The organism is Gilliamella sp. wkB178 (genome assembly GCF_001690705.1).
Classification (GTDB): Bacteria; Pseudomonadota; Gammaproteobacteria; order Enterobacterales; family Orbaceae; genus Gilliamella; species Gilliamella apicola_K.
Genome location: NZ_LZGK01000013.1, coordinates 550,810 through 568,487, shown reverse-complemented (window position 1 = coordinate 568,487; position 17,678 = coordinate 550,810). Strand labels below are relative to the sequence as shown.

Sequence of the window (17,678 nt, the reverse complement as noted above, 5' to 3'; positions counted from 1 at the left end):
AGCGAGCGAGGGTAGTCACGCAGTGACCACTACTTCCCGCGGGGTGTGGGGAGATTGTTAAGAGGGATTCACACCAATCCCTCTTAACGCGGACGTGGCTCAGTGAGTTATTAAGAACACCTTTGCCAATACCGTCCGCAACCGCACCGAACCCCAACCATAACCAATATTAACCTGTTTTTATACTCAAACATACCCCTCTCAGGAAACATCTTGACAAGCATAAAAATGCCAGCGACGAGGCTGGCATTTTTAAAAAGCGGCTCGGGTTGCCCCTGCCGCTGCAACCGTCCTTTGGTTGCTTAAACTCTATTATTCCTTATTAAACACCCGTGACTTAAGGATTAAGGTCTAAGAACTAAGAACTAAGGATAGGCACAAACCCCGTAGTGGCTGTCCCTCGGGTTGCCGCTGCCAACGTAGCCGTCGTTCGAGTTGACATAGAACTGGTTCGAACCGTTGCTGTCGCTTGTCCAGTAGTAGTTGTAGACGAAGCCGGCAGCGGTATAAAAGTACATGCTGCCCCATTCGGTGAACAAACCCGCACCAATATTACGTTGGTAATGATTACCACTTGATGACGGCGTGGCGCCCACTGCTCCTTGGCACCAAGAGGTCGAATTAGCTCCCGAACACACCGCGTTAGTTAAGTCTTTGACCTGGGGTAGACGGTAACCACCGCCTAAACTACGACACCAGGATGATTGGTTAGGAGGAGTATCTTCTTTAGTTCCGCGGTGGACGAACCAATGCTGTAACTTAAAACCATATTTTAATACCTCGTTATTACTACTATCTTTACCGACTAACACGAATGTCTGTGGCAAGGTAGGAGTAGCGATACTACCCGGTGTGGCTGAACTTTGTTGCGATGCTGTTGCCAACGGACCTGTAAGGGTGACGCGCACCGAAGATGCTCCATCAGGGTTAAAATAAGAATCTCTAGGTGGATTAACTGTCATAGTAGCAGTAATACCACCCTGAGTGACAGTTGGCCAAGTTAAAGTTGCAGCATCAATACCTCCTACCAGTAAATCAAAATGCAGATTATTAGCACCGGTAGTCGGGAAGTTACGATTGTAACTTGATGGTGTAGTGGATTGCACCAGGAAGCCTTTAGGCCAGTTCCAGATAGTGGCGGAGCCGGCGAAGTTAAATCCTGGTATTTCTTGACTATTGGTGCCAAATTCCATATTCGGCCTAGCATAACAGATTTTAGGTGGCGCTTTAGGACTGATATAATAAGTGGTACTACTACCGCTGAAATTAGTACTATTAGGCAGCCCATACTGGGTGGTTAAACTACCATCTGTACTAGTTAATACCACTTTATAAGGCGCTTGACAGATATCTAAGCTGACACTACGACTCACGACTTGACTATATTTATTGGTAATACTGACGCTTAAATTACCGCTAGCAGTAACACCATTAGCACCCTGGCCATCACCATCATCATCGCCCCAATAATTATACGGGGCACTAATTAAGTCGTTTAAGGTAATGGAATCAGTAGTAGGTGGCACCAACATGCCAATATCGGTAAAGCGCTGGTTTTCCTTGAGTAATACTATTGGATTACTTACAGTTGAGGTATTATCGGCTGGTGTATAAGTGATTTTAGTTGTGCCATCAGAGATAGTAATACCTAATAGACCATCACCCGTAGTAAACTTAGTTGCCCCATTATCAAAAGTAAAATATGGCGCACTACCATGAATTACCTGGGCGGTAGTAGCCGACAACGCTTGGGTAGTGGTAGCATAGGGCAATAACAGCAATGACATTAAGGCTAAACAACGCTTTAAGTTAGAACCGAAACGCGGTTGGCGCTTAATTAGTGATAATGGCGATAATTGCCTATTTGGCGGTAATGGTGTTAATGATAGTAGCTTCTGATTGGGGTGGTTGAGTTGCCGATTATGCCGACGGTGCGGTACTAAATCGGGGACTAAATTATCACTTCGGTGAAATGAGTCAACTACAGTGTGTTGAGATAGATTTTGGACGTAAAGCTGCCAGTGCTTGTGTCTTGTGTCTTGTGTCTTGTGTCTTCCAGTATAAGGCATGATGAAGATTCCGTCAAGTAATTTTATGTTTTATTTACACTTTTTCCATTCGAGTGCGCGAAAATTAACCTCCGCACCACTCATCGCTAAAAGTATATCGCCTTGATAAATTTTAACTACTGTTTTGTTAAGTTTATTTGTAAAGAATAGTAAAGATGAAGGGATTTGCTTTATTTTTAAGCTGGATTTGGGTCGAGTTTTTATACTGAAACATACCCCTCTCAGGAAACATCTTGACGGGTGTTATTGAGTTTTACTAATTATATTCCGTTAGGTTGCGAGCGTTTTATAGTTAGGTGATTATTTTAATTGCGGTGCCGACGCTCGAGTAAGGGAATTTTAACGCGAAAATTCCCTTACAACCCAAACGCGGGCCTGCAGATGGTGGTCTACGACTGCCCTCCGCCTTCGCTTGGTCTTAACGCACCGGTCGTGATTTGTTCCTACAAATCACTCCCTCGGCAAACTTCCATGTTTGCCGTGCTAACCGCACTCAGTTGTCGGCACCATCTAACGACCAATTTAACACCAACATCTTAACACCCTAACCTATTGTTGAATGATTGGTTTTATGGGTCTTGTTTTTATTCCCCGCTTAAGTGGTGCCGAGGGAGCTAATTGGCATAGAACAACCGGCAGGAAGCCGGGTGAGCCGTGGGCGCACAGGGAAGTGCGATACGCGGCGGTTCGTTAAGTACCAATTAGCGAGCGAGGGTAGTCACGCAGTGACCACTACTTCCCGCGGGGTGTGGGGAGATTGTTAAGAGGGATTCACACCAATCCCTCTTAACGCGGACGTGGCTCAGTGAGTTATTAAGAACACCTTTGCCAATACCGTCCGCAACCGCACCGAACCCCAACCATAACCAATATCAACCTGTTATTTATACTGAAACGTATACCTCTCAGGAAACATCTTAACAAACATAAAAATGCCAGCGCGGGGCTGGCATTGGTTGGTGTGGTGTGCGTTGGCGTTGTCGGTCGTTAGCGGTTGTCGCTAAAGCAACTACCGCTCTTTACTCGCCAACTCTGTCGGCTCGGGTTGCCCCTGCCGCTGCAACTGTCCTTTGGTTGCTTAAACTTTATTATTCTTTATTAAACACCCGCGACTTAAGGATTAAGGACTAAGAATTAAGGATAGACACAAACCCCATAGGTGCCGTGGTCTGGGTTATCGCTGAAAACGTTGCCGTTGACCGAGTAGACTAAGAACTGGTTCGTACCGTTGCTGTCACTCGTCCAGTAGTCGTTGCCGGCGAAGCCGGCTGCGGTATAATCGTCCATGCTGCCCCATTCGGTGAACAAACCCGCACCAATATTACGTTGGTAATGATTACCATCTGATGACGGCGTGGCGCCCACTGCTCCTGTGCAAGGAAAACTTGGGTCTACACCAGCACCCGAACACACCGCGTTAGTTAAGTCTTTAACCTGGGGCAGATGGTAACCGCCGCCTAAATTACTACACCAAGATGAGTGGTTAAGAGCAGTATCATATTTATTTCCACGGTTGACAAACCACTGTTTTAACACAAAACCATAACTTAATACCTCGCTATTACTACTATCTTTACCCACTAACACGAATGTCTGTGGCATGGTGGGTCTAGCAATCCTACCTGGTGAGGCTGAATTCCATTGGGATAATGTTGCCACCGGACCAGTGAGGGTGACACGGATGTTATTAGCATTATCGGGGGATGGCGTCATGGTGGCGGTAATACCTCCTTGGCTAACTGTTGGCCATGTCAATGTTGAACCATTTACACCCCCTATATCTAAATCAAAATACAGATTATTAGCACCGGTAGTCGGGAAGTTACGATTGTAACTTGATGGTGTAGTTGATTGCACCTGGAAGCCTTTAGTTGGGTTCCAGATAGTGGCGGGGCCGGCGAAGTTATAGCTTAGGCCGTCAACTGTCTCATTATTTTTACCATATTGCAGATTCGGCTGGACGTAACAGATTGTAGGCCCTGCTTTAGGACTAATATAATAAGTGGCAGTACTACCACTGAAACTACTACTATTAGGCAGCCCATACTGGGTGGTTAAACTACCAGCAGTACTGGTTAATGCCACTTTATAAGGCGCTTTATCACAAAGGCTTAATACTGTATCACGACTGACTTCTTGTCCATTTTTATCGGTAATACGCACGCTTAAATTACCGCTAGCAGTAATACCATTAGTACCCTGACCATCACCATCATCATCACCCCAATAATTATACGGGGCACCAATTAGAGCGCTTAAGGCGATGGAATTGGTATTGGTAGGCACCAACATGCCAATATCGGTAAAGCGCTGGTTGGTTACCGGCAGCACTATGGGGTTGGCTGCGGTTGACGTATTATCCGGTGTGTAGGTGGTTTGAGTAGTACCGTCGGAGATGGTAATCCCTAACAGACCCTCCGTAGTCGTAACCTTAGTTACCCCATTATCAAAGGTTAAATACGGCGCACTACCATGGATTACCTGGGCGGTAGTGGCGGATAACGCTTGGGTAGTAGCAGCATAAGGCAATAATAGCCACGGCATTAAAGCTAAATAACGCTTTAAGCTAAAACCAAAACGCGGTTGACGCTTAATTGATGATAATGATTGTAACTGCTGCTTTGGGTGACCGGATTGCCGACGGTGCGGGACTAAATTTGGGATTAAATCGGTGACTAAATTATCACTTGGGTGAAATGAGTTAACTACAGTGCATTGAGATAGATTTTGGACGTAAAGCTGCCAGTGCTTGTGTCTTGTGTCTTGTGTCTAAAATTATAATGCATATTGTGCGTTCCGTCAAGTAATTTTATGTTTTATTTACACTTTTTCTCTCTGAGTGCGCGAAAAATAACCTCCGTACCACTCATCGCTAAAAGTATATCGCCTTGATAAAATTTAACTACTATTTTGTTTAGTTTATTTGTAAAGAATAGTAAAGATGAAGGCATTTGCTTTATTTTAAAGCTGGGGTTAGGCTGAGTTTTTATACTGAAACGTATGCCTCTCAGGAAACATCTTGACAGGTGTTATTGAGTTCTACTAATTATAGTCCGTTAGGTTGCGAGCGTTTTATGGTTGGTTGTTGTTTTTATTCCCCCGCTTAAGTGGTGCCGAGGGAGGTAATTGGCATAGAACAGCCGGCAGGAAGCCGGGTGAGCCGTGGGCGCACAGGGAGGTGCGATACGCGGCGGTTCGTTAAGTGCCAATTAGCGAGCGAGGGTAGTCACGCAGTGACCACTACTTCCCGCAGGGGTGTGGGGAGATTGTTAACAGGGATTCACATTAATCCCTCTTAACGAAAAAGCGGCTCGGGTTGCCCCTGCCGCTGTAACTGTCCTGTTATTGCTTAAACTTTATTACCCCTTATTAAACACCCGTGACTTAAGGATTAAGAACTAAGGAATAACGCAAACCCCGTTGCTGGGGAAGGCCTTACTGACCAAGATAATGTTGCCGTTGGTCGAGTAGACATTGCGCAAGGAGGAACTAGTCGGTGGCTCGTTTGTCCAGTAGTAGTCGCTGACGAAGCCGGCATCGGTATAATTGTTCATGTTGCCCCATTCGGTGAACAAACCCGCACCAATATTACGTTGGTACCCACTGCTAGTTCTGTTAGTTAAGTCTTTGACCAGGGGCATACGGTAACCACTGCCTAAACCACTACACCAGGATTTGGTGTTATAATAAGAATTTGTTATAGTTCCGCGGTTGACGAACCACTGCTTTAATACAAAGCCATATCTTACTACCTCGTTATTACTACTATCTTTACCGACTAACACGAATGTCTGTGGCAAGGTGGAAGTAGCTACTCTACTCGGTGTGTCTGAACGTTGTTGCGATGCTGTTGCCCGCGGGCCAGTGAGGGTGACGCGGATGTTATTAGCATTAGCGGGGGATGGCGTCATGGCAGCGGTAATACCTCCTTGGCTGACTGATGGCCATCTCAATGCTGAACCATTAATACCACTTATGTCTAAATCAAAATACAGATTATTGGCTCCGGTAGTGGGGAAGTTACGACTGTAACTTGATGGTGTAGTGGATTGCACCAGGAAGCCTTTATCTGGGTTCCAGATAGTGGCGGGGCCGGCAAAGTTATAGCTTAGGCCGTCAACTGTCTCATTATTTTTACCATATTGCAGATTCGGCTGGACGTAACAGATTGTAGGCCCTGCTTTAGGACTGATATAATAAGTGGCAGTACCACCGCTGAAACTACTACTATTAGGCAGCCCATACCGGGTGGTTAAACTACCAGCAGTACTGGTCAATACTAATTTATACGGTGGCACTGTAGTACCACAAGTACTAAGAACAGTATCACGACTAACAACTTGACCGTTACTATCGGTAATACTAACAGTTAAATTCCCCGTAGCTGTAACACCATTTGTACCCTGACCATCACCATCATCATCGCCCCAATAATTATAGGGTGCACCAATTAAAGCACTTAAGGCAATGGAGTTGGTATTGGTAGGCACCAGCATACCTACATCAGCGAAACTTTGATTGGCCACCGGAAGCTTTATTGGGTTGGCTGCGGTTGAAGTGTTGGTTGCAGGAGTAATAATAGTACCGTCGGATAGTTTAATACTTAATAGCCCCTCATCCGTAGTAACCTTAGTTACCCCATTATCAAAGGTTAAATATGGCTGACTACCATAGATTACCTGGGCGGTTGTAGCGGACAACGCTTGGGTAGTAGTCGCATACGGCAATAATAGCAACGGCATTAAAGCTAAACAACGCTTTAAACTGAATCCTAAACGTGGTTGGCGCTTAATTAGTGATATTGGCGGTAATTGCCGATTTGGCTGCAATGGTGTTAATGATTTTAACTGCTGATTTGGGTAGTTGGGTTGCCGACGGTGCGAAGCTAAATCTGAGATTAAATTGGGAATTAAATTATCACTTGGGTGAAATGAGTCAACTATAGTGTGTTGAGATAGATTTTGGACGTAAAGCTGCCAGTGCTTGTGTCTTGTGTCTTGTGTCTTCCAGTATAAGGCATGATGAGAATTCCGTCAAGTAATTTTATGTTTTATTTACACTTTTTCCATCTAAGTGCGTGAAAAATAACCTCCGCACCAATTTTACCTAAAAGTATAACGCCTTGATAAAATTTAACTACCGTTTTATTTAGATTATTTGTAAAGAATAGTAAAGATGAACGATTATCCTTGCGGAATTGGTTGTTTTTTTATACTGAAACATACCCTTCTCAGGAAACATCTTAACAAACATAAAAATGCCAGCGGCAATTGCTGGCATTTTATGTATTGGCTGTCGGTCATAAGCGGTTGTCGCTAAGGCAACCGCTTATGACCGATTTAATAATTTAAATTAAGAACCGGCACGGTAGTTAGGTGGTTCTTTGGTGATGAGTACGTCATGAACGTGGCTTTCTTTCATGCCGGCACCAGTAATGCGGTAGAATTGCGATTTGGTGCGTAATGCCTCAATAGTGGCACAGCCAGTTAGCCCCATGCAAGAACGTAAGCCACCCATTTGTTGGTGAATAATTTCTTTTAGCAAGCCTTTATAAGCAATGCGCCCTTCTATGCCTTCTGGAACTAATTTGTCGGCAGCGTTATCACTTTGGAAGTAACGATCGGAAGATCCTTTAGCCATGGCACCGAGTGAACCCATGCCACGATAAGATTTATAAGCTCGGCCTTGGAATAGTTCAATTTCGCCCGGGGCTTCTTCAGTGCCGGCAAACATAGAACCAACCATCACGCAAGAAGCGCCAGCCGCTATAGCTTTGGCAATGTCGCCAGAAAAACGAATACCACCATCGGCAATCACCGGAATATTATATTGTTGCGCCATTGCCACTGCATCCATAATGGCAGTGATTTGTGGCACCCCTACCCCAGTAACAATGCGAGTAGTACAAATAGAGCCGGGACCAATCCCCACTTTAACCGCATTCACACCAGCTTCAATTAGTGCTTTGGCACCTTCAGCGGTAGCAATATTGCCACCAATGATTTGTAAATTTGGGTACTGGGCTCTGGCTTGACGAATACGTTGCAACACTCCTTCGGAATGGCCGTGCGATGAGTCGATTAATAACACATCGACCCCGGCTTCAACTAATGCGGCAATGCGTTCTTCATTACCGGCACCGGCACCAACGGCGGCACCAACTAATAATCGACCTTGTTCGTCTTTACAAGCATTCGGTTTTTGTTCGGCTTTGTTGTAATCTTTAACGGTGATCATGCCTTTAAGGTGGAACCCGGAATCGACCACTAACACTTTTTCGACTCGATGTTCATGCATTTTTTTAAGCACTAGATCTCGCTGTTCGCCTTCGTTGACGGTGACTAGGCGTTCTTTAGGGGTCATTACTGCCGTGACCGGTAAGGATAAATCTGTCGCGAAGCGTACGTCACGCGCGGTGATAATACCCACTAATTCTTGCGATTGTGTCACCACCGGGAAGCCAGCAAAACCGTATTCTTTGGCCAGTTCAATCACTTGGCTAATCGTTGCCGTTGGTAATACGGTGACTGGATCTTGCACAATACCACTTTCGTGCTTTTTAACCCGTTTTACTTGGTTGGCTTGGTTTTCAACCGACATATTTTTATGAATAAAACCAATGCCACCTTCTTGCGCTAGGGCAATCGCTAGCTCGGCTTCGGTTACAGTATCCATGGCTGCAGACAGCATAGGAATATTTAATTTGATGGTTTGGGTTAATTGCGTACTAATATCGGCAGTGTTGGGTAATACAGTGGAGTGGGCTGGAACTAGTAACACATCGTCAAATGTGAGGGCTTCTTTAACTATACGAGACATGACAATATTCACCATTGAGTTGAATTGTTGATAAAATATTGCCGAAGCATTCTACCTACTTTTAGATTAAAAGACCAGTGAATTTTAATTATTTTGCGGCAAAATTGGTAATTTATTGCATTAAAGTAATTGCTAAGTAAAAAATATTTCCCCCCCCATTTTTAAATCCCCTTTCTAAATCCCTGTATTCAATTATGTGCTACTGGCAAATGACTTAAATGGCTGATAGAAACTTATTGACTGTTTTTTTGCGCCAATAAAATGTAATTTACATCAATATTGGGACCTAATTTAAATTCATTACTCAATAAATGGTATTCCATGCCAATTACGCCGGCGACGTTGAGTCCGGATTGTTCAACCCATGCCATGAGTTCGGAGGGGCGAATAAAACGATTAAAGTCGTGGGTACCTTTAGGCACCAGTCTGGCAATGTATTCAGCGCCGACAATTAACATTAATTTGGCTTTGTGGTTGCGATTAATAGTGGATAAAAATAGCTGACCATTGGGTTTAAGCAATTTAGCACAAGCATGAATGATCGAGGTTGGCTCGGGCACATGTTCTAATAATTCCATACAAGTAATGAGATCATATTGATTGGGAGTTTGCCGGGCTAAATCTTCCACCGTTTGTTTTTGGTAATCAATATTCAGGTCATTTTGCTGCGCATGGTGTTTAGCCACGGCTAACGATTCTTCGGCCAGATCTATCGCGGTGACTTTAGCCCCCAATTTAGCCAAACTTTCACTTAAAATACCACCACCACAACCAACATCGAGTGTTTGTTTATCAACCAAGGAACCGCATTGTTGACGAATATAATCAACTCGTAAGGGATTGATGATGTGTAATGGTTTGCATTTTCCATTTGGGTCCCACCATTCGGCCGCAAGTTGTGAAAATTTGTTGATCTCATTAAAGTCGATGTTTTGTGACATAAATGTATTTACCTAGCATGGTAATTTAAGCGCTTCATGTGGCATATTCTATGTCAGCTTGAGTGGCTTTGAAAGTGTAGATTGATTTTTACGTTGGCGTTTTTTCCATAATTCCCTTAATAAAATGAGTTTTGATTTGTGGTGTTGGTGGTAGCGCCAACAATTTTTGCAAAATTGAATTTTAAGTCATTTTAATGGTTTTTAATTACAATGTTGTCAACTTGGCAGTAAATTTTTACCGTCTATATAGTTATTTACATTAAAGATTTCTTGTTTCTGTATTCATTTCGTGGCATGATCGATACCCTTTTTTAAAAAATTTTTATCAATAAAAAAAGCAATCAAATAGTTAAGATTTACAAAGGACAAGATTAATGAGTACAGGTACGATGAAAAAGAGTCATTCACAGTGGAGCTCCCGCATGGGCTTTATGCTTGCGGCTGCTGGATCCGCTGTGGGGCTAGGTAACATTTGGAAGTTTCCATATATGGCAGGGCAAATGGGTGGGTCGGCATTTGTACTTACTTACCTGCTATTTATGTTTATGATTGGACTACCTATTTTAGTTTTAGAATGGTTAATCGGGCGCCGTGGGCAAAAAAATCCAATTCATACCATGGAAGATGTTGCAGTTGCCGAAGGCCGTTCTAAATCATGGCGTTGGGTTGGAATTATTGGGGTGCTAGGGTCATTTCTAATTCTATCATTTTATAGTGTGATTGGTGGTTGGGCTACCGATTACATTTTTTTAGCCGCTAAAGGGACTTTTGAAGGTGTGAACGGTGAAGTCACCGGGCAAATTTTTGCTGACTTCCTGGGTAATGTTAATCACCTATTAACTTGGCACACGGTGTTTATGTTTGCCACCGCATTTATTGTGGCTTTAGGTGTAGGTGCCGGCTTAGAGCGCGCCTGCAAGGTGATGATGCCGGGCTTAGGCATTTTGCTATTGATTTTAGTCGCTTATGCCGCCTATGTGAGTGGCCCTTCTTTTGGGCAAGCGTTTAGATTTTTATTTACTCCTGATTTTTCTGCTATTGGTGGTACTGCTATGCTAGCCGCCTTAGGCCATGCCTTCTTTAGCTTGTCTTTAGGAATGGGGATTATGATGGCTTATGGTTCTTACCTCGGTAAGGATGTTAATTTGTTATCAACTGCACGCACAGTGGTAATCATGGATGTTATTGTTGCTATGTTGTCGGGCTTAGCAATCTTCCCATTAGTTTTTGCTAATGGTTTAGAACCGGGCTCTGGGCCGGGACTGATTTTTGTTACTTTACCTATTGCCTTTGGTAATATGGCAGGCGGCACAATTTTAGGGGTGTTATTTTTCATCTTCTTAACTTTTGCGGCGTTAACTTCGTCAATTTCATTATTGGAACCAACCGTAGAATTATTAGAAGAAAAAACCCATATGGGGCGTAAAACTGCAACCACTGTGAGCAGCGTACTAATTTGGGCTTTAGGTATTGCATGTATACTGGCGTTTAATGAATGGGCTGACATCAAATTATTTAATAAGAATATTTTTGATTTACTCGATTACTTAACCAGTAAAATCATGTTACCAATTACCGGGCTAGGTACTGTTATTTTTGGCGCATGGATGATGAAACAAGATCTTATCCGTAAAGAGTTAAATTTAGGTCCATTCTGGTTTTCAATCTGGACGCTGTTAACCCGTTTTATTATTCCGGTTGCCATTGTCATCATTTTGGTATTCGGATTGATACAATAAATAAATAGCCATTTATTTAGATAAAGCCTTGATAATTATCAGGGCTTTTTTATTCGCCATTTTGCGCTTATTAAAAATTAAGCAACTGTTGGCAAAAATTATTTGCTTCCCTTGAAATCATTATTTTTATTCCCATATAACAATACATCAATAAATCAAACCATTAAGTTTTTAATATTAAATTATCTTAGATGTAGCTATATAAATGGTTTTGGGTCGCAACGGCACTAGCAATAAGCTGGCGCGGTGGCGTAAACCAATTATTATTGGCTTTTAGGATAATTGGAAATTGCTAATTATATTTGAGGTACTAATCAATGAGCAAAGCAGGAACTGAAACTCGTGGATTTCAATCCGAAGTTAAACAAATTTTACATTTAATGATCCACTCTTTATATTCCAATAAAGAAATATTTTTAAGAGAGTTAATCTCAAACGCATCTGATGCGGCTGATAAATTGCGTTTTAAAGCACTGGAAAACCCTGCTTTATATGCAGGCGACGCCGAACTTGGGGTTAGGATTTCTTGCGACAAAGATGCCGGCACGTTGACCATTGCTGATAATGGTATTGGTATGACTCGCGATGAAGTGATTGATAACCTTGGTACTATTGCTAAATCAGGCACTAAAGCGTTTTTAGAATCAATTGGTAGCGATCAAGCTAAAGACAGCCAATTAATTGGTCAATTTGGGGTTGGTTTTTATTCGGCTTTTATTGTTGCCGATAAAGTAACAGTAAGAACCCGTGCTGCTACTGCGAGTGAAGATGAAGCAGTGAAATGGGAATCGGCTGGTGAAGGCGAATATACTATTTCTGACGATAGTAAAGCTACGCGTGGTACCGAAATCACCCTACATTTGAAAGACGACGAAAAAGAGTTTCTTGATGATTGGCGTTTACGTTCGATCATTAGTAAATATTCGGATCACATTTCGCTACCGGTTGAAGTACAAAAAACTGATGAAGAAAGTAAAGAAGTTAAATGGGAAAAAGTCAACAAAGCCCAAGCGCTTTGGACCCGTAGTAAAGCTGAAATTAGCGATGATGAGTATAAAGAGTTTTATAAACACATTTCCCACGATTTTGCTGATCCATTAAGTTGGAGCCATAACCGCGTTGAAGGTAAACAAGAATATACTAGCTTGCTGTATATTCCATCTAAAGCCCCTTGGGACTTGTGGAACCGTGATAATAAGCATGGCTTAAAATTATATGTGCAACGTGTGTTTATTATGGATGATGCCGAACAATTCATGCCGAATTATTTACGCTTTGTGAAAGGCTTAATTGATTCTAACGATTTGCCGTTGAATGTTTCGCGTGAGATTTTGCAAGACAATAAAGTCACCCAAAACCTACGCAATGCTTGCACTAAACGCGTACTGCAAATGCTGGATAAACTAGCTAAAGATGATAAAGAACAATATCAACAGTTCTGGACAGAATTTGGTTTAGTATTAAAAGAAGGTACCGGCGAAGATTTTGCTAATCGCGAAGCGATTGCTAAGTTGTTACGTTTTGCCACTACCCATAGCGATAGCGATGCGCAAACCGTTGCTTTAGAAGATTATATTAGCCGCATGCAGGAAGGTCAGGAAAAGATCTATTACATTACTGCCGATAGCTATGCTGCCGCTAAAAATAGTCCACACTTGGAACTATTCCGTAAAAAAGGCATCGAGGTATTATTACTTTCAGATCGCGTTGATGAATGGATGATGAGTAATTTAACTGAATTTGATGGTAAACAGTTCCAATCAATCAGTAAATCTGACGAATCAATCGAAAAATTAGCCGATCAAGAAAGCGAAGAACAAAAACAAGTCGAAAAAGAACTTGAACCATTTATTGAGCGTGTCAAAACTGTGTTGGGTGACAAGGTTAAAGAGGTGAAATTAACTCATCGCTTAACTGACACCCCGGCAATTGTGACTACTGCCGCTGATGAAATGACCACCCAAATGGCCAAATTATTTGCGGCAGCAGGACAAAAAGCGCCAGAGATCAAATATACATTCGAAATTAACCCAGATCATAAGTTGGTTAAACGAATTGCGGATACTCAAGACCAAACCGCATTTAATGACTGGATTGAATTGTTATTAGATCAGGCGCTACTTGCCGAAAAAGGATCACTAACAGATCCAAGCAAATTTATACAAACTATGAATAAATTATTAGCAGAATAATTATTTACCCATTAACCCGATATTTTCCCCTAATATCGGGTTTTTTTTGCCTTTTTTTCTGCCTACCATTGTTTAATAGCCACTTTACCTTGTTGAGCTGGCAATTTTATTAGCATCATTAACGATTAAAATCGGTTATACTTAAGTCAATATTCGAGATTGTCACTTAAAACGCTAAGGAAAGATTATGTTTTATTCAGCAACTTATTCATCACCTTTGGGTAAAATAACCTTAGCAAGTCAGAATTATCAACTGGTGGCCTTGTGGATTGAAGGGCAACAGCATTTTGGTTCTATAGTCGCCGACAAAGTGATTGTAAAACAAAATCTACCGGTTTTTAATCTCACCAAACGATGGTTAGATCACTACTTTGCTGGCAAAAAAATGACTATTGAGCAATTACCGCTGGGCCCCAAAGGCACACCATTTAGAGAAAAGGTGTGGGAATTATTATGCAAAATCCCTTATGGCCAAGTAGTCACTTATGGTGATATAGCTAAACAAATCGCCTTGCAATATAACTTACCCAAAATGTCCAGCCAAGCAGTCGGCGGTGCTGTCGGGCATAATCCCATCTCAATCATCATCCCCTGCCACCGCGTTATTGGCGCCAATGGCAACCTAACCGGCTATGCTGGCGGTATCGATAAAAAAATCAAATTACTACAAATTGAAGGCATTGATACCAGCAATTTAGTGATCCCTAAAAAAGGCACTGCGCTCTAGTTAAATAAAATAATAATAAAATTATTGGTATGAATTAATTATCAAACTGCCTATACGGCATTGAACTAACTATATTTTAAATGCTTTTTTCCCCTCTTTTTCTAAACTGCCTATACGGCATTGAAGAGAATGATGACAATATAGAGTGCTTTAGTTTTTTTCTAAACTGCCTATACGGCATTGAAGGCAAATCAAACACTGGAGAGGTGTTCTAATGCTTTCTAAACTGCCTATACGGCATTGAACACTACGGCGAAACAACTAAACCTGATTGGGCATTTCTAAACTGCCTATACGGCATTGAACCTATCCCGTCCTTTAATGTTTCCATTCCTGAGTTTCTAAACTGCCTACACGGCATTGAAGACTTTTTATTGTGGTTGTGAGTTTTTATGGATTTTCTAAACTGCCTACACGGCATTGAAGATGACTATTTTGAAATTGGAAGAATTCCAATTTTTCTAAACTGCCTATACGGCATTGAACGCTAATTTTCTTTGACTACCTAAAATTTGGATTTTCTAAACTGCCTATACGGCATTGAACAGGCCACCGCCACCGATTTTTTTAAACGAATTTTTCTAAACTGCCTATACGGCATTGAACGATGTAAATAGTTATTCTGATGAGGAGTTAAATTTCTAAACTGCCTATACGGCATTGAACTGTTTCGGATCGGTATTTACATTAGATGATTCTTTCTAAACTGCCTATACGGCATTGAACTTTGAACCATGTGTTCTTGTTGTTCGTTTTGTTTTCTAAACTGCCTATACGGCATTGAACCCTAAAAATGAAGAAATCACCGTTTCATGGTCTTTCTAAACTGCCTATACGGCATTGAACGGTTAAACTAGGTGATTCACCTATTTATAAGGTATTTCTAAACTGCCTATACGGCATTGAACAGGTTATAGAGTTGAAGTTAATCATTCGGAAATTTCTAAACTGCCTATACGGCATTGAACAAATACAGGGTATAGTCACCGTGGAGTTCGCTTTTCTAAACTGCCTATACGGCATTGAACGCACCTCGCCGTAAGAGTTATTTCACCGATAATTTCTAAACTGCCTATACGGCATTGAACTTATTGCTAACGGCATTACTAAAATCATTCAATTTCTAAACTGCCTATACGGCATTGAACCAACAATTAGAGGTAATAAGGGATTTGATTCTTTTCTAAACTGCCTATACGGCATTGAACTGCTCTTTGAAGGTCAGTAATACATTTAATCTTTTCTAAACTGCCTATACGGCATTGAACGCGGTGGCGGTGATGCTCATACTTCTATGTCATTTCTAAACTGCCTATACGGCATTGAACCGTGCCGATGAACCAAAGAGATTACAGCAAAATTTCTAAACTGCCTATACGGCATTGAACGCTCTAGCCCACCTATTTTTTTATCTAAATCTTTTCTAAACTGCCTATACGGCATTGAACTAGAATTTTATTGCAGAATTTCCTGATTGTTAAAGAGCATACATTACTTTTTATCATTTTTACCCTTTTTTTGAGCTTTATTTAATTATTTTAAAAATCAATTAGTTAAAAACAGCCTCAAAAAAAGGGTTGGTAAATTAAAAATTAGGGACGGTTGCTGTTTGGCTTAGTCCATAACTATTGAATGTACCCGATACCGATTCTGTACAATGTTCTTGTTTTAACCACATGATAAATTGTTGACCCGTACTTTTACTGGAAAAATGTAGATGCGGATACGCTAAATTCACACTACCCCATTTTGCTATCATTTTATTTTTTACTTCATCAGACCATTTACCTTGGGCAGTTAACCGTTTTTCGGCACGCCTTAAGGCACTTTGCCCTTTTGGGTTTACCCTAATTAAGCGTAGGTAACCTGTTACACTGGTTGGTATCAGTGTAATGGGTAACGCTAAAGCATAATCCGTCACTGTCGATTTTTGTTTGAGATCTGCGAGCAGCTTATTTAATTCTGCTTCCGAACCAAACAGGCGAATAATACCGCCTAAAGTGCGATGCAGGTTATAACAAGGAAAGCTAACCCCAATATTGCCTTGATGATTAACCAAAACTTGATGTAGTGATTGCATAAGTTGATTCATTACATCCACTTCAGTTATCTCAATTTGCGGAATCGCTCGCAATTCAAAATAATGTGTGAGCATATGATTTACTCCTTACCGCTGGCACCAAATACACCACCACGAATTAATACCGCAATCACATAATGTTGTTGTTCTAGCGCCGGTTTTTCGCCTTTTAATACCCAATTATCAAATAGATTATAAAAATCTAATTTTTGTTTAGGTTGACGGAAGGCATGCCCCATAGTGGTTACGGCACCATAAGGTTCAATGGCAATTGGAAATTCAACTGTTTCATCATACCAAGTATCGATAGTGCGAATGGCATTACTAATTTTTTGTGAATGCATTGCTGCTTGGTTATTTTTTTCGTACAACACTTTACTTTTGGCTTTGCCAGTATCTAAAATCAATTCTTGTGAAGGGTAAACTTCTTGCCCGAAGCCCATTTTGAGTTTGGCTTCAATATTAAAAATCACAAACTCTTTACCGGTTAACCCCGCTTCAATTAAGGTGGCTAAATCATTCACTTGTTTATCTTCATAATCGAATGAGTTAAGTTGATATTGTTTTACGTCACTGACAGTGATCATCGGTTTGTCATTATCTTTGCGAGTAATCGCAATACTAATATGCTCAGCTGCCATACGATTACGCCATAACCAACGACCATTTAAGATATTAATAGCATAACGTTTAGCTAACGTTGTCATACCTACTGATTTTATATAGTCTTGAGTGGTTTTAGTTAATTCTTCTTGGTAATCAATATCATTACATACTGACGGTTTACCTAAGAAAGGTAATACCTTACAGCTCCAACTCACTACTAAGGTGTCTTTATCGGCATCCAATGCTGCAACATCAACAGTTTGTAAATTAGCTTTTTGAATTTCCGCATCTAATTTGGTGGGATCACTTGCCACAGCATTTTTTAAACGGTTAGAAATCGTACCGCGCACTGATTTTTCGGCTAAAATAACTGGCGTTAATTTATTCGTATCGGCACTATTTTGTTGGGCAAAAATCGCATCAGAGATGTCAAAACTACGTTCAAAAGCCAGTACGCTTGCGGTGGTTAATTTATCTTTACTCATAATTTATTCCTTATTCTATA

11 protein-coding genes and 1 CRISPR repeat array are annotated in these 17,678 nt (G+C 41.4%); of the genes, 4 read left to right on the top strand and 7 right to left on the bottom strand.

The window, feature by feature from the left end; translation table 11 throughout:
- Window positions 1-365: 365 nt before the first annotated feature.
- The 3 genes from A9G13_RS06775 to A9G13_RS06765 all read right to left on the bottom strand — a co-directional run bounded on the left by A9G13_RS06775 (window position 366) and on the right by A9G13_RS06765 (window position 6,811).
- Complete coding sequence (locus A9G13_RS06775) at window positions 366-2,069, bottom strand: hypothetical protein (RefSeq protein WP_065556828.1); 1,704 nt, start codon at window positions 2,067-2,069, stop codon at window positions 366-368.
- Window positions 2,070-3,203: 1,134 nt separating this feature from the next.
- A complete protein-coding gene (locus A9G13_RS06770) occupies window positions 3,204-4,613 on the bottom strand; it encodes a hypothetical protein (protein ID WP_065556827.1) in 1,410 nt (469 codons plus the stop codon).
- Window positions 4,614-5,467: 854 nt separating this feature from the next.
- A complete protein-coding gene (locus A9G13_RS06765) occupies window positions 5,468-6,811 on the bottom strand; it encodes a hypothetical protein (RefSeq protein ID WP_065556826.1) in 1,344 nt (447 codons plus the stop codon).
- 53 nt (window positions 6,812-6,864) lie between these two features.
- On the opposite strand from A9G13_RS06765, the gene A9G13_RS11185 reads away from it, so the two are divergent.
- The gene (locus A9G13_RS11185) at window positions 6,865-7,014 is read left to right on the top strand and encodes a hypothetical protein (RefSeq protein WP_176701957.1); all 150 of its coding nucleotides are present in this window, start codon (window positions 6,865-6,867) and stop codon (window positions 7,012-7,014) included.
- A 407-nt stretch (window positions 7,015-7,421) separates the two neighbouring features.
- On the opposite strand, the gene guaB is transcribed toward A9G13_RS11185, so the two are convergent.
- Both guaB and ubiG read right to left on the bottom strand, forming a co-directional pair.
- Window positions 7,422-8,888 (bottom strand): IMP dehydrogenase, encoded by a 1,467-nt coding sequence (gene guaB / locus A9G13_RS06760; RefSeq protein ID WP_065556825.1) that lies wholly within the window; start codon window positions 8,886-8,888, stop codon window positions 7,422-7,424.
- Window positions 8,889-9,121: 233 nt separating this feature from the next.
- A complete protein-coding gene (ubiG, locus tag A9G13_RS06755) occupies window positions 9,122-9,829 on the bottom strand; it encodes a bifunctional 2-polyprenyl-6-hydroxyphenol methylase/3-demethylubiquinol 3-O-methyltransferase UbiG (protein ID WP_065556824.1) in 708 nt (235 codons plus the stop codon).
- 374 nt (window positions 9,830-10,203) lie between these two features.
- Between ubiG and A9G13_RS06750 the strand changes: the two genes are divergently transcribed.
- The 3 genes from A9G13_RS06750 to A9G13_RS06740 all read left to right on the top strand — a co-directional run bounded on the left by A9G13_RS06750 (window position 10,204) and on the right by A9G13_RS06740 (window position 14,487).
- Window positions 10,204-11,568: a sodium-dependent transporter gene (locus tag A9G13_RS06750; protein WP_218059178.1), complete on the top strand. Its 1,365-nt coding sequence runs from the start codon at window positions 10,204-10,206 to the stop codon at window positions 11,566-11,568.
- Window positions 11,569-11,885: 317 nt separating this feature from the next.
- Window positions 11,886-13,760 carry a molecular chaperone HtpG gene (gene htpG, locus A9G13_RS06745; RefSeq protein ID WP_065556823.1) on the top strand — a complete coding sequence of 625 codons (1,875 nt, stop codon included), beginning with the start codon at window positions 11,886-11,888 and terminating at the stop codon, window positions 13,758-13,760.
- Window positions 13,761-13,947: 187 nt separating this feature from the next.
- Window positions 13,948-14,487, top strand: a complete 540-nt coding sequence (locus A9G13_RS06740) for a methylated-DNA--[protein]-cysteine S-methyltransferase (RefSeq protein ID WP_065556822.1) — start codon at window positions 13,948-13,950, stop codon at window positions 14,485-14,487.
- Window positions 14,488-14,525: 38 nt separating this feature from the next.
- Window positions 14,526-15,935: direct repeats of the CRISPR family, unit length 28 nt; unit sequence TTTCTAAACTGCCTATACGGCATTGAAC.
- Between the two features lie 137 nt (window positions 15,936-16,072).
- Here A9G13_RS06740 and cas6f read toward each other — a convergent pair.
- Window positions 16,073-16,642 carry a type I-F CRISPR-associated endoribonuclease Cas6/Csy4 gene (gene cas6f, locus A9G13_RS06735; RefSeq protein WP_065556821.1) on the bottom strand — a complete coding sequence of 190 codons (570 nt, stop codon included), beginning with the start codon at window positions 16,640-16,642 and terminating at the stop codon, window positions 16,073-16,075.
- Window positions 16,643-16,647: 5 nt separating this feature from the next.
- Window positions 16,648-17,658 carry a type I-F CRISPR-associated protein Csy3 gene (gene csy3 / locus A9G13_RS06730; RefSeq protein WP_065556820.1) on the bottom strand — a complete coding sequence of 337 codons (1,011 nt, stop codon included), beginning with the start codon at window positions 17,656-17,658 and terminating at the stop codon, window positions 16,648-16,650.
- Between the last annotated feature and the right edge of the window lie 20 nt (window positions 17,659-17,678).